Source organism: Pseudomonas sp. NPDC087358 (genome assembly GCF_044900785.1).
GTDB lineage: Bacteria > Pseudomonadota > Gammaproteobacteria > Pseudomonadales > Pseudomonadaceae > Aquipseudomonas.
In genome coordinates this window covers 612,844-633,974 of the sequence record NZ_JBJDOA010000004.1, presented here as the reverse complement: position 1 = coordinate 633,974, position 21,131 = coordinate 612,844, and the positions used below count along the sequence as shown (strand labels likewise).

At 61.8% G+C, this 21,131-nt stretch carries 14 protein-coding genes and 1 tRNA gene; 13 read left to right on the top strand and 2 right to left on the bottom strand.

Annotated elements, in window-relative coordinates:
* Positions 1-846: IS3 family transposase (locus ACI2KS_RS12885; protein ID WP_404620674.1), on the top strand; the 846-nt coding region annotated here is incomplete at its 5' end.
* Between the two features lie 456 nt (positions 847-1,302).
* On the opposite strand, the gene ACI2KS_RS12880 is transcribed toward ACI2KS_RS12885, so the two are convergent.
* Complete coding sequence (locus tag ACI2KS_RS12880; protein WP_404620673.1) at positions 1,303-1,551, bottom strand: DUF3203 family protein; 249 nt, start codon at positions 1,549-1,551, stop codon at positions 1,303-1,305.
* 149 nt (positions 1,552-1,700) lie between these two features.
* Between ACI2KS_RS12880 and ACI2KS_RS12875 the strand changes: the two genes are divergently transcribed.
* Positions 1,701-2,246 carry an MgtC/SapB family protein gene (locus ACI2KS_RS12875; RefSeq protein WP_404620671.1) on the top strand — a complete coding sequence of 182 codons (546 nt, stop codon included), beginning with the start codon at positions 1,701-1,703 and terminating at the stop codon, positions 2,244-2,246.
* A gap of 42 nt (positions 2,247-2,288) precedes the next feature.
* On the opposite strand, the gene ACI2KS_RS12870 is transcribed toward ACI2KS_RS12875, so the two are convergent.
* Complete coding sequence (locus tag ACI2KS_RS12870) at positions 2,289-2,465, bottom strand: hypothetical protein (RefSeq protein WP_404620669.1); 177 nt, start codon at positions 2,463-2,465, stop codon at positions 2,289-2,291.
* A gap of 333 nt (positions 2,466-2,798) precedes the next feature.
* Between ACI2KS_RS12870 and ACI2KS_RS12865 the strand changes: the two genes are divergently transcribed.
* The 11 genes from ACI2KS_RS12865 to ACI2KS_RS12815 all read left to right on the top strand — a co-directional run bounded on the left by ACI2KS_RS12865 (position 2,799) and on the right by ACI2KS_RS12815 (position 20,969).
* Entirely contained in the window at positions 2,799-4,835 is a 2,037-nt protein-coding gene (locus tag ACI2KS_RS12865) for an alpha-1,4-glucan--maltose-1-phosphate maltosyltransferase (RefSeq protein ID WP_404620667.1), read from the top strand.
* A gap of 16 nt (positions 4,836-4,851) precedes the next feature.
* Complete coding sequence (gene treS / locus ACI2KS_RS12860; RefSeq protein ID WP_404620665.1) at positions 4,852-8,172, top strand: maltose alpha-D-glucosyltransferase; 3,321 nt, start codon at positions 4,852-4,854, stop codon at positions 8,170-8,172.
* 2 nt (positions 8,173-8,174) lie between these two features.
* Positions 8,175-10,412, top strand: a complete 2,238-nt coding sequence (gene glgB / locus ACI2KS_RS12855) for a 1,4-alpha-glucan branching protein GlgB (RefSeq protein WP_404620663.1) — start codon at positions 8,175-8,177, stop codon at positions 10,410-10,412.
* Between the two features lie 244 nt (positions 10,413-10,656).
* Positions 10,657-13,722 carry a formate dehydrogenase-N subunit alpha gene (gene fdnG / locus ACI2KS_RS12850; protein ID WP_404620661.1) on the top strand — a complete coding sequence of 1,022 codons (3,066 nt, stop codon included), beginning with the start codon at positions 10,657-10,659 and terminating at the stop codon, positions 13,720-13,722.
* Positions 13,722-14,684 (top strand): formate dehydrogenase subunit beta, encoded by a 963-nt coding sequence (fdxH, locus tag ACI2KS_RS12845; RefSeq protein ID WP_404620659.1) that lies wholly within the window; start codon positions 13,722-13,724, stop codon positions 14,682-14,684. The genes fdnG and fdxH overlap by 1 nt, the downstream gene beginning before the upstream one ends.
* The gene (locus ACI2KS_RS12840) at positions 14,681-15,358 is read left to right on the top strand and encodes a formate dehydrogenase subunit gamma (protein WP_404620657.1); all 678 of its coding nucleotides are present in this window, start codon (positions 14,681-14,683) and stop codon (positions 15,356-15,358) included. The genes fdxH and ACI2KS_RS12840 overlap by 4 nt, the downstream gene beginning before the upstream one ends.
* A gap of 4 nt (positions 15,359-15,362) precedes the next feature.
* Positions 15,363-16,289: a formate dehydrogenase accessory protein FdhE gene (fdhE, locus tag ACI2KS_RS12835; RefSeq protein WP_404620655.1), complete on the top strand. Its 927-nt coding sequence runs from the start codon at positions 15,363-15,365 to the stop codon at positions 16,287-16,289.
* 187 nt (positions 16,290-16,476) lie between these two features.
* On the top strand, positions 16,477-17,907 hold the full coding sequence (gene selA / locus ACI2KS_RS12830; protein ID WP_404620653.1) for an L-seryl-tRNA(Sec) selenium transferase: 1,431 nt from the start codon (positions 16,477-16,479) through the stop codon (positions 17,905-17,907).
* Positions 17,904-19,835 carry a selenocysteine-specific translation elongation factor gene (selB, locus tag ACI2KS_RS12825; protein WP_404620651.1) on the top strand — a complete coding sequence of 644 codons (1,932 nt, stop codon included), beginning with the start codon at positions 17,904-17,906 and terminating at the stop codon, positions 19,833-19,835. The genes selA and selB overlap by 4 nt, the downstream gene beginning before the upstream one ends.
* A gap of 8 nt (positions 19,836-19,843) precedes the next feature.
* Positions 19,844-19,939 (top strand) — tRNA-Sec (locus tag ACI2KS_RS12820).
* Positions 19,940-20,288: 349 nt separating this feature from the next.
* A complete protein-coding gene (locus ACI2KS_RS12815; RefSeq protein WP_404620649.1) occupies positions 20,289-20,969 on the top strand; it encodes a TIGR04211 family SH3 domain-containing protein in 681 nt (226 codons plus the stop codon).
* The last annotated feature ends 162 nt before the right edge of the window (positions 20,970-21,131 follow it).

The window sequence follows — 21,131 nt, the reverse complement described above, 5'->3', positions numbered from 1 at the left end:
CTCACCATAATGGCGTTGAGGTCCAGATTTCCTCTGGACGGCCTGCTCAAGCTGGCCAATCTGGCGCGCAGCACGTTCTATTATCAGGTCAGTGCGCTGGAGAAACCTGACAAACATGCTGCGCTGAAAGGCAGGATCCATGACCTCTATCACCTGCACAAGGGGCGATTTGGCTATCGGCGCATCGCCATGCAGCTTCAAAAAAAGGAATCGGTCAGCGAAAAGATGATTCAACGCTTGATGGAGCGTTTGAACCTCAAATCGCTGGTGCGTCCCAAAAAATACAGTTCCTATAAGGGCCAGCTCGGCAGAATAGCGTTGGACCTGCTTGAGCGGAATTTCGTCGCCCAACGTCCCAACCAGAAATGGGTGACGGATGTCACCGAGTTCAAGGTGGAGCAAAAGAAGCTCTATCTGTCGCCTGTAATGGACTTGTACAACGGCGAGATCATCGCCTACCAAACCGCTACCCGTCCGTGTTTTGCCTTGGTCACAGACATGCTGGACAAAGCCTTCGAACGCCTGAAAGGCCCGGGCAAGCTCGTGTTTCACTCAGATCAAGGCTGGCAATACCAACAGCCTCGCTACCAAAAGGCGCTTGCGGATCGAGGCATCAAACAGAGCATGTCGCGCAAAGGTAATTGCCTGGACAACGCGGCGATGGAGAGCTTTTTCGGGACACTGAAGTCTGAGTTTTTCTATCTCAACCGTTTTGAAAGCATAGAAGAACTGAAAGCGGGCCTGGACGAATACATCCGTTACTACAATCATGACCGAATCAAGGCGAAGCTCGGTGGGCTGAGTCCTGTGGATTACAGGGCTCAGTCTCGCGGCGTTTGGCAATAGACCGTCCAACTTTTTGGGGTCAGTTCAGGCCTTCGGCCAGAATCAGAAGCAGGCGGCGCGATGCCATAGATTTCGATCACCGCTGTTCGGAAGGCGATAGATGTCGACCGCTTCTGCCCGGAGGGCGTGGGAGTCCGGCTTGCCGACGATCTGGCGCGAAGCGCCAGCAAACCCTGTGCAGGGTATGCACCTGACACACCGAGTGGCCTGATTCTACTGCCGGTGCCCGGCAGATCGCTGGCAAGCCAAGCTCCCACGGCCTTTGGCCAGAATCAAAAGCAGGCGGCGCAAGAGAGGTGATCGCTTCTACCCGCAGGACTGCAGATGCCGACCGCTTCTGCCCGGAGGGCGTGGGAGTCCGCCGGGGTGGCGCTCCACCTTGCCGACGATCTGGCGCGAAGCGCCAGCCTTTCGCTGCATCAACTGGATTTTTTTCCCGGCCAAAGGGTCGGCCAATCAAATCACCGGTGAGTCTTCCCCAGGCTCGACGCCGATGGTGTGATGCCGCAAATCACGGGCCTTGTACACCGTCAGCGCATCAGCCTCTGCCTCGGTGATAGGCACCTGCTGGCCGCCAATGTTGGCTTGCGACATGTGGGTGTCGTCGTTGGTGGTGATCTGCACATCGGTCACTGCGCTGCGGCATTGAACTCCGTCCACCACGGCGCTGCAATGCTGATGGGTGCTGTCGAATTCAAGAGGCATGGTCGTACTCCTTCACGGGCTGTTATGGGTGGGACTGCATCGGCCGATCATTGTTTCCGCCTTCCGACACAGGGTACGCAGCACTCCGGCCAGGCGTCGCGGTCCATTGCTGAACTGACCGAATGACGCTTTCAAGAAAAGGAATGACCATGAACGCCTGGTGGCAGGAAGTCGTCCAGACCCTTCAGTCCGAATTCTCGGACATCACCGATGCCGCACAACTGACCCGGGTCACGGTGCGGTTGGTCATTGCTGCGGTGCTCGGCGGGGTGCTGGGGTTTGAGCGTGAACACAAGGGCAAGGCGGCCGGGGTACGCACCCACATGCTGGTGTGCATGGGCGCAGCGCTGTTCGTGCTGGTGCCGCGCCTGGCCGGGGCGGACGATGCGGCGTTGAGCCGGGTGGTGCAGGGTATCGTCGCCGGGATCGGCTTTCTCGGCGCAGGCACCATTCTCAAGGGACAACAGCTCAACACCGCTCAGGTCAAGGGGCTGACCACCGCGGCCGGCCTGTGGATGACGGCCGCCATTGGCATCGCAGCCGGGATGGGAAGGGAAACGACAGCGGTGCTGAGCACGGTGCTGGCGCTGGGCATCTTCAGCCTGATGCCGTTGATCGTGGAACGCTTCGATCCACCGCATAACAAGGAAAAAGACCCCGAACGCAATACCGGCGGCGATTCACACCAGCCCTGAGCGCACCTGGCCTGCTCAGGGCTTGCTCCATGGCAGGGCAGGTTATTCGGCAAACTCGTCACTGAGGATGGCCGGCGGCTCCTGACTGGGAGGATCGCCCTTGGGTGGCTCGATGACCGGCGGCATGGTGGGTGGCGGCTCTTCGTCAGGTTTGGGCATGGGCAGGGCAGGGTCATCGATCATTGGATCGGGCGTTTCTGCGGGAATGGGAATGTTCATTGCTTCACCTTCCTTCAGCGCAGGTTCGAACAGGCAGGAGTACCGGGCTTTCAACGCGCTCCCAGGCTTGGACAGCGGCCGCGTTTGAATGATTCGGCACATTTTGCCGGTGAACATCGTGCCGGCGGCTAAGCTGGCACTGGATCGATTTTGCGCGATGCAAGCTCTTTGAACTTTTCACCGGGGCGGGCGTTCGGAACCTATGCGGCCACTCTCGGACAGGGCATCTGTCTCGACATGCGTCGCTATCTGCCATGGATGAAACGTTGACGCAATGGACTCATTACGGACCTGCTACAAGGAGCGTCCCTGGGGCGTGAGGAGTGATGCTCGATGAATGTGACTGCTGATCAGCCATACGGCCCGGATTCCCTGGCCACCGATGTTCCGCACCCGACCCAGCCTTTACCCCTGACCCAGGCCTTGCAGTTGCCGCGCATCGTGATCGAAGACACGCATCCGGTGATCGACGCCGGGCAGCTTGCGGCCAAGGCGATCATCGGCCAGCCGGTGACGGTCACCAGCAAGGTGTTTGCCGACGGCCACGACAAAATGGCGGTGCGGATTCGTTTCCGCGCAGCCAATGAGCAGGACTGGCAGCAGGCGCCCATGCGCGAGCTGGGCAATGACAGCTGGATCGGCGAGTTCACCCCGACTTCGGTGAGCCGCTATGTCTTCCGCCTGGAAGCCTGGATCGACCAGTTCGCCAGCTACCGCTACGAGCTGGAGAAAAAGTACGCTGCCGGTGTTTCCATTGGCCTGGAGCTAGAGGAAGGCCGACTGCACCTGGTGCACGCCGCCGAGCGCAGCCAGCATGAGTTGCGCGGGCAGATCGACAGCCTGTTGCAGCGCCTGGGCGAGAACACCGAGCCCGAAGCCCAGGTGGCGCTGCTGCTGCACAGCGAAACCGCCAATATCATGGCCCAGGCCGATAACCATGCCTTCTTGAGCCGCAGCCTCGAGTACCCGCTGGATGTCGAGCGCGAACTGGCGCAGTTCGCCAGTTGGTACGAGTTGTTCCCACGCTCGATCACCGACGACAAGAAGCGTCACGGCACCTTCAACGATGTCCATGGCCGCCTGCCGATGATCCGCGACATGGGCTTCGACGTACTGTATTTCCCGCCGATTCACCCGATCGGCCGCGCCCACCGCAAAGGCCCAAACAATTCGCTTGAGGCCGGCCCTGATGATCCGGGCAGCCCGTATGCGATCGGCAGTGCCGAGGGTGGTCACGATGCTATCCATCCGCAACTGGGCACCCGGGAAGATTTTCGCAAGCTGGTGGCAGCGGCTGCCGAGCACGGCCTGGAGATCGCCCTGGACTTCGCCATCCAGTGTTCTCAAGACCACCTCTGGCTCAAGGAGCATCCGGGCTGGTTCTCGTGGCGCCCCGACGGGAGCATTCGCTACGCGGAAAACCCGCCGAAAAAATATCAGGACATCGTCAACGTCGATTTCTATGCGCCGGATGCCATTCCCAGCCTGTGGCTGGAATTGCGTGATGTGGTGCTGGGCTGGGTCGAGGAGGGCGTGAAGATCTTTCGCGTCGACAATCCGCACACCAAGCCGTTGCCGTTCTGGCAGTGGATGATCGCCGACATTCGCGCCCAGCACCCGGACGTGATGTTCCTCGCTGAAGCATTCACCAAGCCTGCGATGATGGCTCGGCTGGGCAAGGTCGGGTATTCCCAGAGCTACACCTACTTCACCTGGCGCAACACCAAGGCCGAGCTGAGCGAGTACTTCGCCGAACTCAACGAGTCGCCGTGGCGCGAGTGCTACCGGCCGAACTTCTTCGTCAACACGCCGGACATCAACCCGCATTTCCTGCACGACTCCGGCCGCGCGGGCTTTCTGATCAGGGCGGCGCTGGCGACCATGGGCTCGGGCCTGTGGGGGATGTATTCGGGGTTCGAGCTGTGCGAATCGGCGCCGGTGCCGGGTAAAGAAGAATATCTGGACTCGGAGAAGTACGAGATTCGTCCGCGGGACTTCACCGCGCCAGGCAACATCATTGCCGAAATCGCCCAGCTGAACCGTATCCGCCGGCAGAACCCGGCGCTGCAGACCCATCTGGGGCTGAGTATCTACACCGCCTGGAACGACAACATTCTGTACTTCGGTAAACGCAGTGCCGACGGCAGCAATTTCATCCTGGTGGCTGTCAGTCTCGATCCGCGCAACGTTCAAGAGGCGTACTTCGAACTGCCGCTGTGGGAGATGGGCCTGCCGGACGACGCCGCCACGCTGGGCGAAGACCTCATGACCGGTCACTCCTGGACCTGGTACGGCAAAACCCAGTGGATGCGCATAGACCCCTCATACCAACCGTTCGGCATCTGGCGCATCAAGGCCACAAATCAATAACTCAAAGGAAGTGGTCATGGCGAAGAAACCCCGGAACGCTGCCTTTATCGACGACCCGCTCTGGTACAAGGATGCGGTGATCTACCAGGTTCATGTGAAGTCGTACTTCGATTCGAACGATGACGGGATTGGCGACTTTCCGGGCTTGATCGCCAAACTCGACTACATCGCCCAACTGGGCGTCAACACCATCTGGCTGCTGCCGTTCTACCCATCGCCGCGCCGCGACGACGGTTATGACATCGCCGATTACCGCGGCGTGCACAGCGACTACGGCACCATGGCCGACGCCAAGCGGTTCATCGCCGAGGCCCATGCTCGCGGTTTGCGGGTGATCACTGAGCTTGTGATCAACCACACCTCCGACCAGCACCCCTGGTTCCAGCGGGCGCGACAGGCGAAGAAGGGTTCCAAGGCCCGGGATTTCTACGTGTGGTCGGACGACGACCAGAAATACGACGGCACGCGGATCATCTTTCTTGATACCGAGAAGTCCAACTGGACCTGGGACCCGGTCGCCGGGCAGTACTTCTGGCACCGCTTCTACTCGCACCAGCCGGACCTGAACTTCGACAATCCGCAGGTGATGAAAGCGGTCCTGGAAGTCATGCGCTACTGGCTGGACATGGGCATCGACGGGCTGCGCCTGGACGCCATTCCGTACTTGATCGAGCGCGACGGCACCAACAACGAAAACCTGCAAGAGACGCACAACGTGCTCAAGCAGATCCGTGCCGAAATCGACGCCAACTACCCCGACCGCATGTTGCTGGCCGAGGCCAATCAATGGCCTGAGGACACCCAGCTGTATTTCGGCGACCGCAAGGGCAAGGATGGCGACGAATGCCACATGGCGTTTCACTTCCCGCTGATGCCGCGGATGTACATGGCGGTGGCCCAGGAAGACCGTTTCCCGATCACCGACATCCTGCGCCAGACCCCGGAAATTCCGGAAAACTGCCAGTGGGCGATTTTCCTGCGCAACCACGATGAACTGACCCTGGAAATGGTCACCGACCGCGAGCGCGACTATCTGTGGAACTACTACGCCTCTGACCGGCGCGCGCGGATCAACCTGGGGATTCGTCGCCGTCTGGCACCGCTGCTCGAACGTGACCGTCGCCGGGTGGAGCTGCTCAACAGCATGCTCTTGTCCATGCCAGGGACACCGACCCTGTATTACGGCGACGAGATCGGCATGGGTGACAACATTTACCTAGGCGATCGCGACGGTGTGCGCACGCCCATGCAATGGTCCATCGACCGTAATGGCGGGTTCTCCAGGGCCAACCCGGCGAGTCTGGTGCTGCCGCCGATCATGGACCCGCTGTACGGCTATCAGTCGGTCAACGTCGAGGCGCAGGATCACGACCCGCATTCGCTGCTCAACTGGACCCGGCGCATGCTTGCCGTGCGCAAGCAGCAAAAGGCCTTCGGTCGCGGCACGCTGAAGATGCTGTCGCCGAGCAACCGGCGGATTCTGGCCTACACCCGTGAATACACCGGGGCTGACGGTAAAAACGAAATCATCCTGTGCGTCGCCAACGTTTCGGCGGCCTCCCAGGCTGCCGAACTCGAGTTGTCGCAGTACGCCGGTACGGTACCGGTGGAGATGCTCGGCGGCAGCGCCTTTCCACCCATTGGCCAGCTCAATTACCTGCTGACGTTGCCGCCCTACGGCTTCTACTGGTTCTTGCTGGCGGCGGAGAATCAAATGCCCAGCTGGCACGTCGAACCGGCCCAGAGCCTGCCGGACTTTCCGACCCTGGTCCTCAAGCAACGGCTTGAAGAATTGCTCGAACAACCCCTGCGCCAGACCATGGAGCAGAACTCGCTCGCCGCTTACCTGCCCAAGCGTCGCTGGTTCGCCGGCAAAGGCAAGTCGCTGGACAAGGTCCATATCGCTTACGCGGTGCGTTTTGGCACCACGGTGCGGCCGGTCTTGCTGAGCGAAATCGAGGTCACTTCGGGCGATGAAGTGGTGCGCTATCAGCTGCCGTTCGGCCTGCTGCCTGAAGACGACATCAGCAGTGCCCTGCCGCAGCAGCTGGCTCTGGCGCGTGTGCGACGCGGACGGCAGGTGGGGTTGATCACTGACGCCTTCACGCTGGAGCCGTTCATTCGTGCCGTGATCAAGGGCATGCACGAGGAGACCGTGCTGCCTGTTGGCGATGGCGAGTTGCGCTTTCAACAGAGTTCGAAACTGGCCCCGCTGGGCCTGAATGAAGAGTCCGAGGTGCGGTATCTGTCCGCCGAGCAATCCAACAGCTCGGTGGTAGTGGGCAAGGCGCTGGTGCTGAAGATGATTCGCCGGGTCGCGGCCGGGACCCACCCGGAGCTGGAAATGGGTGCTTATCTCACCGAAGCCGGGTATCAGCACATCTCGCCGTTGCTCGGCGCGGTGGTGCGGGTCGACAGTGACGGTCAAAGCAATCTGCTGATGATTGCCCAGGGCTACCTGAGCAATCAGGGCGATGCCTGGGAATGGACGCAAAACAACCTTGAACGCGCCGTGCGCGATGAAATGGCCCGCGGTCAGTCGACCCTTGAACAGCACGCCAACGCGCTGCTGGAACTCAAGGATTTCGCCGGTTTGCTCGGTCAGCGCCTGGGTGAAATGCACGTGGTGCTCAGCGCGCCCACCGACAACCCGGACTTCGCCACCGAAGTGACCAGCGTCAAGGACAGTCAGGCTTCGGCCAAAAGCGTAGCGGCTCAAGTCGAGCGCGCGTTGAATTTACTGGAACAGCATCGCGATACCCTGGAACCTGCAGACCAGCAACTGGTCAGTGAACTGCTGGGTAAACGCAAGGCGCTGTTGGCACAGGTACAAAGCCTGGCCAAACGTTCGGTCGGCGGGTTGCGTATACGGGTCCATGGTGATCTTCACCTGGGGCAGATGCTGGTGGTCAAGGGCGATGCTTACCTGATCGACTTCGAAGGCGAACCGGCCAGGCCGCTGCAGGAGCGTCGGGCCAAATACAGCCCGTATAAAGACGTCAGTGGTGTGCTGCGTTCTTTCGACTACGCTGCCGCCATGGCGATGCGCAATGCGCAGAGCGCGGACACCTCCAAGGAGGCTACGGCGGCACGTGAACATGTTGCACAGACTTATTTGACCCAGGCGCGACAGGCGTTTCTCGAGGGCTACAACACAGCCACCGCCGCCGTTGCCCACGCCTGGAAAGATCCCAAGGGGGAAGCCGCCGCACTGGCGTTGTTCACCCTGGAAAAAGCCGCTTATGAAGTGGCCTACGAGGCCGAAAATCGGCCGACCTGGTTGTCGGTTCCGCTTCAAGGCTTGCGCGGGCTGCTGGACTTGTCTGATGGAGAATGAAAATGAGTGCGTCTGACCAATTCGGCAAAGGCAACCAGGGGTTGTTGCCCGGCGCCGGCGATATGGACGCGTTGATCCGCGCCGAACACCGTGACCCGTTCTCCATGCTCGGCCCGCACAGCGACGGCAAGGACGGTCAGGTGATCCGTGCCTACCTGCCCAACGCGCTGGGTGTGCGAGTGTTATCACGCGATGGCCAGCGCGATCTGGGTGAACTGGCCATGACCGACAAACCCGGCTTTTTCGCCGGGCATTTCCCTGCTCGCGAACCGTACCTGTTGAAGATCAGCTGGGCCACGGGGGAGCAGATCACCGAGGACCCTTACAGCTTTGGTCAGCTGCTCGGCGAGATGGACCTTTACCTGTTTGCCGAAGGCAACCACCGTGACCTGAGCAGTGCGCTGGGCGCGCAGGTGGTGGAGGTCGACGGTGTCGCCGGCGTGCGCTTCTCGGTCTGGGCACCCAACGCCCGCCGCGTATCGGTGGTGGGCGACTTCAACAGCTGGGACGGGCGTCGGCATCCGATGCGGGTACGTCATCCCTCGGGCGTCTGGGAAATCTTCATTCCGCGTTTACAGCCGGGTGAGGCCTATAAATACGAGATTCTTGGCCAGCACGGCATTTTGCCGCTAAAGGCCGACCCCATGGCCCTGGCGACCAAGCTGCCGCCTGACACCGCCTCCAAAGTCGCCGCGCCGTTGCAGTTCGACTGGCAGGATAACGACTGGATGCAGTCCCGGGCCGGCCGGCATGACATTCATCAACCACTGTCGATCTATGAGTTGCATGCCGGGTCCTGGCAGTGGCATCACGGTGCGGAAGACGAGCCGGACCGTCCCTACAACTGGCATGAGCTGGCTGACAACCTGATTCCGTACATCAAGGACTTGGGCTTCACCCACATCGAACTGATGCCGATCATGGAACACCCGTTCGGTGGCTCCTGGGGCTATCAGTTGCTCTCGCAGTTTGCGCCCAGCGCACGTTATGGCACGCCAGAAGACTTCGCGGCCTTCGTCGACGCCTGTCACCGGGCGGAAATCGGCGTGATCCTGGACTGGGTGCCCGCGCATTTTCCCACCGATACCCACGGTCTGGCGCAGTTCGACGGCACCGCGCTCTACGAGTACGGCAACCCGCAAGAGGGGTTCCACCAGGACTGGGACACGTTGATCTATAACCTGGGCCGCACCGAAGTGCACGGCTTCATGCTCGCCTCGGGTCTGCACTGGCTGAAGAACTTTCACGTCGACGGTCTGCGCGTCGACGCTGTTGCATCGATGCTCTACCGCGACTATTCACGCAAGGCCGGCGAGTGGGTGCCGAACCGTTATGGCGGTCGTGAAAATCTGGAAGCGATTGACTTCCTGCGTCACCTCAACGACGTAGTGGCCATAGAAGCGCCTGGCGCGCTGGTGATTGCCGAGGAGTCGACGTCCTGGCCAGGCGTCTCGCAGTCCACTCAACAAGGCGGCCTGGGATTTTCGTACAAATGGAACATGGGCTGGATGCACGACACCCTGCACTACATCGAGCAGGATCCGATCCATCGTCAGCACCACCATAACGAGCTGAGTTTCGGGTTGGTATACGCCTGGTCCGAGCGCTTCATCCTGCCGATTTCCCACGATGAGGTGGTCCACGGCAAGCATTCGCTGATCGACAAGATGCCCGGCGACCGCTGGCAGAAATTCGCCAACCTGCGTGCCTATCTTGCGTTCATGTGGACGCATCCTGGCAAGAAGTTGCTGTTCATGGGCTGCGAGTTCGGGCAATGGCGCGAATGGAATCATGACACTGAGCTGGACTGGCACTTTCTTCAATATGCCGACCATAAAGGCGTGCATTCGCTGGTGGGCGATCTGAACCGCTTGTATCGCTCGGAAAAAGCGTTGCATGACCAGGACTGCCAGCCCCAGGGCTTCCAGTGGGTGATCGGTGATGACGCAGGCAACAGCGTCTATGCCTACCTGCGCTGGAGCAAGGAGGGTGAGCCGGTGCTGGTCGTGGCCAACCTGACGCCAGTGCCAAGGGAAGGGTATCGCGTCGGCGTGCCGTTCTCCGGCAAGTGGACCGAGCTGCTCAACAGCGACGCCGAGAACTATGCAGGCTCGAATTTCGGCAACGGTGGCAGCGTGACCGCTGAGCAGATCAAGGCCCACGGCCAGGCGGCATCCCTGTCGCTGAACCTGCCTCCACTGGGTGTGGTGATTTTGAAACCGCAGGCAGAACAGTCATAAGCACAATCGCATAGCAGTCCGGCTTGCCGGTGGTCGTGCTCCCAAGTACGCCACCGCCGGCAAGGCGTGCTGCTACAGAGTGCGTCCATCGCGTCTGTTCTGGCGGCGACCAATACACATCCAGTTTCATGGCGGTGCCGGCGATCTGGTCTAGAATTTCAGAGGTCGGCGTTATGGCGTCGACACCGTGATCGAACAACTCCCGGCAACGTACCGGGAATATTCCCCTGATCAGGAGTGCACGATGGACCTCAACCGTCGGCAGTTCTTCAAGGTCGCCGCGATCGGCCTTGGAGGCTCGAGCCTGGCGGCGTTGGGCATGGCGCCCACGCCGGCTTTCGCCGAGCAGATACGCCACTTCAAGCTCGCCCACACCCATGAAACCCGCAACACCTGCCCGTACTGCTCGGTGGGCTGCGGCTTGATCATGTACAGCCAGGGCGATGCCGCGAAAAACGTGGCGCAAAGCATCATCCATATCGAAGGCGACGCCGACCATCCGGTCAACCGCGGCACCTTGTGCCCCAAAGGCGCGGGCCTACTGGATTTCATTCACAGCCCGGGCCGTCTGAAATACCCGCAGATTCGCAAACCCGGCAGCGACGAGTGGACGCGAATTTCCTGGGACCAGGCCCTGGACCGCGTCACCGAATTGATGAAAGCCGATCGCGACGCCAACTTCATCGAGAAGAACGACAAGGGCCAGACCGTCAATCGCTGGCTGACCACGGGCTTTCTCGCAGCGTCAGCGGCTTCCAACGAAGCCGGTTACATGACCCAGAAGATCATTCGCGCGACCGGCATGCTGGGGTTCGATAACCAGGCGCGTGTCTGACACGGCCCGACGGTGGCAAGTCTTGCCCCGACGTACGGCCGTGGTGCCATGACCAATACCTGGACCGATATCGCCAACGCGAATCTGATCCTGGTGATGGGCGGCAACGCAGCAGAAGCGCACCCTTGCGGTTTCAAATGGGTGACCGAAGCCAAGGCGCACAACCAGGCCCGTTTGATCGTGGTCGACCCACGCTTCACACGGACCGCCTCTGTGGCCGACTATTACGCGCCGATCCGCACCGGCAGCGACATCGCCTTCATGGGCGGCCTGATCAACTACCTGCTGGCCAACGACAAGATCCAGCACGAATACGTGCGCAATTACACAGACGTGTCGTTCATCGTCAAAGCCGGCTATGGCTTCGAGGACGGGATTTTCAGTGGCTACGACGCCGCCAAGCGCATCTATACCGACAAGTCCGGCTGGGGCTACGAGCTGGGGGAGGACGGTTTCGCCAAGGTCGATCCAACGCTGCAGGATCCGCGTTGCGTGTACCAGATGATGAAACAGCATTACAGCCGCTACACACCGGAAATCGCCAGCCTGACCTGCGGCATGCCCCAGGCGCAGATGATGAAGATCTGGGAAGAGATCGCCACTTGCTCGACGCCGGGCAAGACCATGACCATCCTCTACGCACTGGGCTGGACCCAGCACTCAATAGGCGCGCAGATCATTCGCAGCGCGGCGATGGTGCAACTGCTGCTGGGCAACGTCGGCATGCCCGGTGGCGGGGTCAATGCCTTGCGCGGCCACTCCAATATCCAGGGCCTGACCGACCTTGGGCTGCTGTCCAACTCGCTGCCTGGCTACCTGACCCTGGCCATGGACGGCGAGCAGGATTACAACGCCTTCATCACCACGCGCACGCAAAAACCGTTGCGTCCGGGTCAGCTGTCTTACTGGCAGAACTACAGCAAGTTCCACGTCAGCCTGATGAAGTCCTGGTACGGCGCCAATGCCACGGCCGAAAACAATTGGTGCTACGACTACCTGCCCAAGCTGGACTTCGCCAGTTACGACATCCTCAAGATGTTCGACATGATGGGCCAGGGCCAGGTCAACGGCTACATCTGTCAGGGCTTCAACCCGATTGCCGCATTGCCGGACAAGAACCGCGTGATGAAAGCCCTGGCCCGTCTCAAGTGGCTGGTCATCATGGACCCCCTGGCCACCGAAACCTCGGAGTTCTGGCAGAAGGTCGGGCCTTACAACGATGTGGTCACGCAAGACATCCAGACCGAAGTCATTCGCCTGCCGACCACCTGTTTTGCCGAGGAGGATGGCTCGCTGGTCAACAGCAGTCGCTGGTTGCAATGGCACTACAAGGGGGCCGAAGGGCCCGGCGAGGCGATCACCGACATCCGCATCATGAGCGAGCTGTTCCTGCGTTTGCGCAAGCGCTATCAGGAGCAGGGTGGTGCCTACGCCGAACCGCTGCTCAAACTCAGCTGGCCGTACAAAGTGCAGGAAGAACCGTCGCCCGAAGAGATCGCCAAGGAGATCAACGGCGCCGCCACCACTGATTTCACCGATGCCACCGGCGCGGCAGTCAAGGGTGGCGCGCAGCTGGCCGGATTTGCCCAGCTCAAGGATGACGGCAGCACCGCTTCAGGCTGCTGGATCTTCTGCGGCAGCTGGACCGAAACCGGCAACCAGATGGCGCGTCGCGACAACAGTGACCCCTATAACATGCATCAGCATCAGGGCTGGGCCTGGGCCTGGCCGAGCAACCGGCGGATTCTCTACAACCGCGCCTCTGCCGACCCACAGGGCAAACCCTGGGATCCGAAGAAACGCCTGATCTGGTGGAACGGCAAAATCTGGACCGGCACCGATGTCCCGGATTTCGTCGTCACCTCGCCACCGGAAGCGGGGATGAACCCGTTCATCATGAACCCCGAAGGCGTGGCGCGGTTCTTCGCCGTGGACAAGATGAACGAAGGGCCATTCCCCGAACACTACGAGCCGTTCGAAACGCCCATCGGCATCAACCCCCTGCACCCGAACAACAAGCAGGCGACCAGCAACCCCGCCGGGCGCATTTTCGATTCGGTGTGGGAATCGCTCGGCGTGGCCAAGGACTACCCTTATGCGGGCACCAGCTACCGGCTGACCGAGCATTTCCACTACTGGAGCAAGCACTGCCGCCTCAACGCCATTGCCCAGCCCGAGCAATTCGTGGAGATCGGTGAGGTGCTGGCCAGGGAGAAGGGCATCGTTGCCGGTGACCGGGTGCGGGTCAGCAGCAAGCGTGGGTTCATCGAGGCCGTGGCGGTGGTGACCAAACGCATTCGACCCTTGCAGGTGAACAATCAGGTGGTGCATCAGATCGGCATCCCGATCCACTGGGGCTTCACCGGCGCCACGCGCAACGGATATCTGGCCAACACGCTGGTGCCGTTTCTCGGCGACGCCAACTCACAGACCCCGGAATCCAAGTCGTTCCTGGTGAACGTGGAGAAAATCTGATGGCCATCCAAGACATCATTGCCCGTTCCGCCACCACCACGGTGCCCTCGTCGGTCAGGCAGCTGGAGGAAGTCGCCAAGCTGATCGATACCACCAAATGCATTGGCTGCAAGGCCTGCCAGGTCGCGTGCTCGGAGTGGAACGAGCTGCGCGATGAGGTGGGTCACAACCACGGCACCTATGACAATCCGCAGGATTTGAGCGCCCAGACCTGGACCCTGATGCGCTTTACCGAGCACCAGACCGCCGACGACAACCTTGAGTGGCTGATTCGCAAGGACGGCTGCATGCATTGCGCAGACCCCGGCTGCCTGAAGGCCTGCCCCAGCCCCGGGGCGATCATCAAGCACGCCAACGGCATCGTCGATTTCAATCAGGATCACTGCATCGGTTGTGGTTATTGCATTACCGGTTGCCCGTTCGACATTCCGCGCATCTCGCAAAAAGACCACAAGGCGTACAAATGTACTCTTTGTTCGGACCGGGTGGCGGTAGGGCTGGAGCCGGCCTGCGTGAAAACCTGCCCGACCGGCGCGATTGTCTTTGGTACCAAGGAAGACATGAAGGTGCATGCGGCCGAGCGGGTGGTGGACCTCAAGTCCCGCGGATTCGATAACGCCGGGCTGTACGATCCGGCCGGGGTCGGCGGCACCCATGTGATGTATGTGCTGCACCACGCCGACGATCCCAGGCTGTATGCCGGTTTGCCCAAGGACCCGCAGATCAGCCCGCTGGTGGGGTTGTGGAAAGGCGTCAGCAAACCGCTGGGATTGTTGGCGATGGGGGTGGCGGTGCTGGCGGGCTTCTTCCATTACGTAAGGATCGGCCCTCAACGCGAGCCGCTTGAACGCGAAGAGGACATGCCCGGACATGCCAGGGACCCGAGCGTGCACCAAGTCGATCCGGCGGTGCATGTCTATGACCCGAACGAACCGGGACCTGAAGGGGAGCGGCGGCCATGAGCGATAACCGTGAGCCGGGCAAGACCATTCTGCGTTACAACGCCAATGAGCGAACCCATCACTGGCTGGTGGCGATTCTGTTCTTCATGGCCGGGCTGTCGGGCCTGGCATTGTTTCATCCGGCCATGTTCTGGCTGACCCACCTGTTTGGCGGCGGGCCCTGGACGCGCATCCTGCACCCGTTCATGGGCGTGGCGATGTTCGTGTTTTTCTTTGGCCTGGTGATCCGCTTCTGGCGCGCCAACCTGTTCATCCGCAACGATGGGCTGTGGCTCAGACGGATCAATCGGGTGATGGTCAACTCCGAAGCAGGCGTGCCGCCGATTGGCAAGTACAACGCCGGGCAGAAGCTGTTGTTCTGGACCTTGCTGCTGTGCATGCTCGGTTTGCTGATCAGCGGCGTGGTGATCTGGCGTGCCTATTTCAGCGAGTACTTCGGCATCAGCGTTATCCGCCTTGGCGCGCTGGTGCATGCTTTGGCGGGGTTCGTGCTGATCGTCAGCATCATCGTGCACATCTACGCCGGCATCTGGATCAAGGGTTCGGTGGGCGCCATGCTGCATGGCTGGGTCAGCCCGCGCTGGGCGAAAAAACATCATGAACTGTGGTATCGCAAGATCGTCGACGAACAGCCGCCGCCTCGCGTGCCCACCCGTGTCAGCAAGAAAGGATGACGCCTTGAGTCAGATTCTCGAGCCTGAGCAGATCAAAGCGGCGGCCAGTTCGCCGCCGTTTCTCTACCTTGCGCCGGCCAATGTGTTTGCGTTGCGCGGCGCGCGTCTGGAAAAACTCGCCGAGGGCCATGCGCTGGCCGATTACCTGCGCCTGATCGCCAGCCTGTGCCGAGTGCAACAGGACTTGCTCGACCACCCACCCGCCGACTGGGCGCCGGACAGCCAGCGCCTGGCGCTGTGCCGCGAGCACGGCTTGCCACCGCTGGCGGCCGACAGCCTGGTGCGCGAGATCCATTGGCAGGTCTTTCTGCAAGCGTTGCTCGATCGCTACACGCCGCCGGCACAGGTGGAAATCCACAGCGCGCTGTTGCAGTTTCGCAGCGCCGGGGAGGGCCAGCGCAAGGCTTGGGCGATCTCATTGCTCAGCGGGCAATATGCCGGGGTACCGGCGGCCCTGGTGCCGTTTCTGGGGGCCGCATTGCAGGCAGCCTGGAGTTACTGGTTGTTGAAGCTGCCGCAGGCGGCGCTCAAACCCTGCGATAACCTGAGTCAATGCCCGGCCTGTGGTTCACCGGCCATGGCCGGGGTCATCCGCCATCGTGGCGCGTTCAACGGCCTGCGTTATCTGGCCTGTTCGTTGTGCGCCTGCGAGTGGCACGTGGTGCGGGTCAAATGTGTGTATTGCGAGCAGAGCAAGGGCCTGAAGTATGTGAGCCTGGACGACGACCGTGTGGCCGTGGAAAAGGCGCCGTTGCGCGCCGAGGTGTGTCCCGGGTGCAACAGCTACCTCAAGCAGATCTACCTGGAAAACGATGCCGACGCCGAGCCGTTGTCGGCCGACCTGGCGAGCCTTGCGCTGGACATGCGCCTGGACATCGAGGGCATCAAGCGCATCGCCCCGAACCTGATGCTGGCGCCGGGGGCAGATTGAGATCCGGGTCTACACTCAGTTTCGCCATCCTCTGATTGCGCGCCAGCCGGCTGACACACCTTTGCACCTGTAGCCGTCCGGCTTGCCAGCGGCAGCGATTTCAGGGACGCCACCGCCGGCAAGCCGGACGGCTACAACGATTCGTGTCGCAGTCGGCAAATGCGTACCGACCCCTCGGAGTCAATGAATGCCCGCAAACCTTGCTTCGATCCCGCCGCGCTTACCCTCTGTCGACAGCCTGTTGCGTCATCCCGCCTGCCAGCCCTTGATCGACCGTTACGGCCGCGACATGCTGCTGGCGACGCTGCGCCAGCTACTCGATGACCTGCGGGATGCGGCGCGCCAGGGCCAGGCCAGTGCCATCGAGCTTGGCAGCGAAGTACTGGCGGGCCGCGCGGCCGAGCGCCTGGCGATGCAGCATCGCAGCAGGGTGCGGCGCGTGTTCAACCTGACCGGCACGGTGCTGCACACCAACCTCGGCCGTGCGCTGTTGCCCGAGGAAGCCATCGAGGCGATACAAACGGCTGCGCGCTACCCACTGAACCTGGAGTTTGACCTGGACACTGGTAAACGTGGCGACCGCGACGACCTCATCGAAGGGCTGATTCGCGAACTGACCGGGGCTCAGGCCGTCACCGTGGTCAACAACAATGCCGCCGCCGTGCTGCTGGCGCTCAACAGCCTGAGCGCGCGCAAGGAAGGCATCATTTCCAGGGGCGAGTTGATCGAAATCGGCGGTGCATTTCGCATCCCCGACATCATGGCCCGCGCCGGGGTCAAGCTGCATGAGATCGGCACCACCAACCGCACCCACGCCAAGGACTACCAAGCGGCGATCAACCCGCGCACCGGCCTGTTGATGCGCGTGCACACCAGCAATTACAGCATCCAGGGATTCACCGCCAGCGTGCCGACCCAAGAGCTGGCACGCATTGCCCATCAACACCAACTGCCGCTGCTCGAAGATCTGGGCAGCGGCAGCCTGCTGGACCTCACGCGCTGGGGCCTGCCGGCCGAACCCACTGTTCGCCAGACCCTGGCCGACGGCGCCGACATCGTCACCTTCAGCGGCGACAAATTGCTCGGCGGCCCCCAGGCTGGCCTGATCGTCGGCAGCAAGGCGCTGATTGCCCGGATCAAGAAAAACCCGCTAAAGCGCGCGTTGCGTGTGGACAAACTGACCCTGGCAGCCCTCGAGGCCGTGTTGACCCTGTACCGCGATCCTGACCGACTGGCGTTGCGCCTGCCCAGCCTGCGGTTGCTGACCCGTCCCCAGGGCGAAATCCTCGCCCAGGCCGAGCGCCTGCGACCGTTATTGGCCAGGGTACTGGGCGAGGGCTGGGGTGTTGCCGTACTTCCAAGCCTTGGCATGATCGGCAGTGGCAGCCAGCCGGTGGCGCGCCTGCCGAGCGCTGCGTTGTGTTTACGACCGATCGTCTCGAAAAAGCTTCGCGGGCGTCAGCTGCATGCGTTGGAGGCCAGTTTGCGCAGCTTGCCGATCCCGGTGCTGGGGCGCATCGATGACGATGCCTTGTGGCTCGATTTGCGTCAGCTGGACGATGAGCCGAGCTGGGTCGGCCAGTTGAATCAGTTGCATTGGCAGGGTGAGCCCGGGTGATTGTCGGTACCGCGGGGCACATCGATCACGGCAAGACTGCATTGCTCGAAGCCCTCACGGGCCAGGCTGGCGACCGTCTGCGCGAAGAGCGTGAACGTGGCATCACCATCGACCTGGGTTTCCTCTACGCGCCTCTTGAGCCGGATGCGCCATTGACCGGTTTCATCGATGTGCCGGGCCATGAGCGCTTCATTCACAACATGCTGGCTGGCGCCCAGGGCATTGATCTGGTGCTGCTGGTGGTCGCCGCCGACGACGGCGTGATGCCGCAGACTCGCGAACACCTGGCGATTGTCCAATTGCTCGGCATCCGCCAACTGCTGGTGGTGATCACCAAGTGTGACCGGGTCGAGTCTGCTTCAGTGCGGCAGGTTCGCAGCCAGATCAGCCACTTGCTCCACTCAGGCGCATACGCCGGTGCGGCGCAGTTCGAAGTGTCGAGCCTGAGCGGTGACGGCATCGACGCATTACGCAAGGCGCTATTGGCGGCTCAGGACCAGGTCAGCCAACGCAGCGAGGGTGGCGCCTTTCGCCTGGCTATCGACCGGGCATTCAGTGTGTCCGGTGCTGGCATCGTGGTGACCGGCACGGCACTGGCCGGGCAGGTCAGCGTCGGCGATACCTTGCTGCTCGGTCAGATGGGCAAAGCGGTGCGGGTACGCGGTCTGCATGCCCAGAACCATAGCGCTGCACAGGCGTCTGCCGGCCAGCGAGTGGCGCTGAATCTGAGCGCGGACAAACTGGCCCTGGCGCAAATTCAGCGGGGCGAATGGCTGCTGGAACCCTGGCTGTTTTCACCCACCCGGCGCATCGACATCGATCTGCAGCTGCTGGCCGGCGAAACGCGGGCGTTCGCGCATTTCAGCCCGGTTCATGTGTATATCGGTACCCAAGACGTAACCGCCCGTGTGGCTTTGCTCGAAGGCACCCATCTGCTTCCCGGCGCACGCATGTTCGCCCAACTGCTGCTCAACGGGCCGGTGCATGCACTGCACGGCGACCGGCTGGTGCTACGCGACCAGAGTGCCCAGCGCACCCTGGGCGGTGGACGTGTGCTGGACCCGTTCGCGCCGTCGCGGCACAGGCGCAGCAGCGAGCGACTGGCGCAGTTGACGATCCTCGCCGATGCCGACAGCCTGGAGCAGGCGCTGCCAGCTTTGCTTGCGCAGAGCGAAAGCGGCCTGGATCCACAGCGTCTGGAGCGGCAGTTCAATCGCTTGCGCGACACCTGGCATTGGCCCGCCGATGCCCGCCTCATCGCGACCCGCCAGGGGCCGTTGCTGCTCAGCGAGGCGCGCTGGCGGGCCTTGCAATCCTCGCTGTTGCAGCATCTGGCGCGGTTTCATGAACAGGAGCCCGATCAGTTGGGCCCTGACCGCGACCGGCTGCGGCGCTTCGCGGCGATGGTGCTGGAGCGCCCGGCGTTCATCGCACTGATCGACGAGCTACTGGCACGGGACGCCATGGCCAGCAGTGGGCCGTGGCTTCATCTGCCGGAGCATCAGGTGCAGCTCAATGAGGAGGATGCGCAGCTGTGGCAACGCCTTGAGCCACTGATGCAGCAGGCCCGGTTCGACCCACCGTGGGTGCGCGACCTTGCCACGGCCAGCGGGGTGGCTGAAGCCCGCTTGCGCTTGTTGCTGCGCAAGCTGGCGCGGATCGGCCAGGTGCATCAGGTGGTGCGCGATCTGTTCTATCTCCAATCCACAATTGCGCAAATGGTGGCTATGCTGTTGCAACTGGCCACTGCGGACCCGGTGATCGAGGCCGCGGCATTTCGCGACAGGCTGGGCATCGGCCGCAAACGCAGTATCCAGATTCTCGAGTTTTTCGACCGCATCGGTCTCACCCGGCGCCTGGGCAATCAGCGCCGGGTCAGGCCGGACAACGCCCTGGCGCAAATGCCCGGGGCTGACGCCAGGGTCTGATCGATCATGGAAGGCAATCGCGCCCGGTGGCGCGGCCGGGCTTCAAACCCGGTTGGGGACGGCAGCCGTTCCCGGGCAGGTTCGACTCCGGCTGCCTTCCGCCATTTTTGCAGGATCATCCTCGGCGCAACCCGGTCTGTAGCAGTCCGCCTTGGCGGCGGTGGCGATCATGCGCCCGCCACCGCTGGCAAACCGGACTGTTGGAGAACTCCTGCATGCTCGATCCATCACCTGACGAACGTCACCCCCCAGTAATGAACCTGAGACCGTTTGAACGGTCTGTTGACCACTGCGCGCGCCGTACGCCGGGTCACGAGGCCCCGGTGTTTTTTGCAGCGCGGTCGCCTGTTCCCGGCAGTGGCAGCGCTCGACTCGTCGCTGCCGATCAGGCTTTTGTCCATTGCATGTGGCCCGACCATCTGGCCTTTCTTTTTTATTTGTCGAAGATCCCCCATGTCTCTAACTCGTCCAGTTCCAGTTTGCGCTACCCATTCCTCCCAGCTGCCGGGCGCTCGACGCCGTTTGCTCAGTGCCGGCCTGCTGGGAACCCTGCTGACCGTCGGCCTTGCAGGCCAGGTTCAGGCTGAAGGCAAGGACCGCTGGGTCAATGACACCCTGAGCACCTACGTGCGCAGCGGTCCCACCGATGGTTATCGCATCGTCGGCACGCTCAAGTCGGGGCAGAAGGTGGAGCTGCTCAACACCCAGGGCGACTACAGCCAGGTGCGCGGCAACTCGGGCGACACCGTGTGGATTCCCTCCGCCGACCTTCAGGATGTGCCGGGCCAGACCGAGCGTCTGCCGCAGCTGACCCAGCAGGTCGCTGACCTCAGTGCCCAGTTGAAGACCATCGATGACGACTGGAAAACCAAGGTGCAGGGCATGCAGGAGACGCTGGACTCGCGCAAGAAGCTGGTGGATGAGCTGGAATCGCGCAGCAAAGATCTCAATGCGCAACTGACCGATGCTCAATCGGAGCTGCGTGCCACCCAGGCCAAGCTCGGCGACGAGAACAACCAGGTGTTGATGCGCTACATGGTCTACGGCGGCAGCATCGCCGGCGCAGGCCTGTTGCTCGGGCTGATCCTTCCGGCCCTGACCCGCGGGCGCAAGCGCAACGACCGCTGGTTCTGAATCCGGCCGCAGCCTCACGCCCCTTTAACAGCACGGCTTGCCGGCGGTAGCGTCTTCGACAACCCCAGCGCCGGCAAGCCGGACTGCTACAGAGCCCTTGGCGTTTTGCGATAACCGCCCGCTATCAATTACTGAAGATTTGTCATTGGGAATTATCAGGCG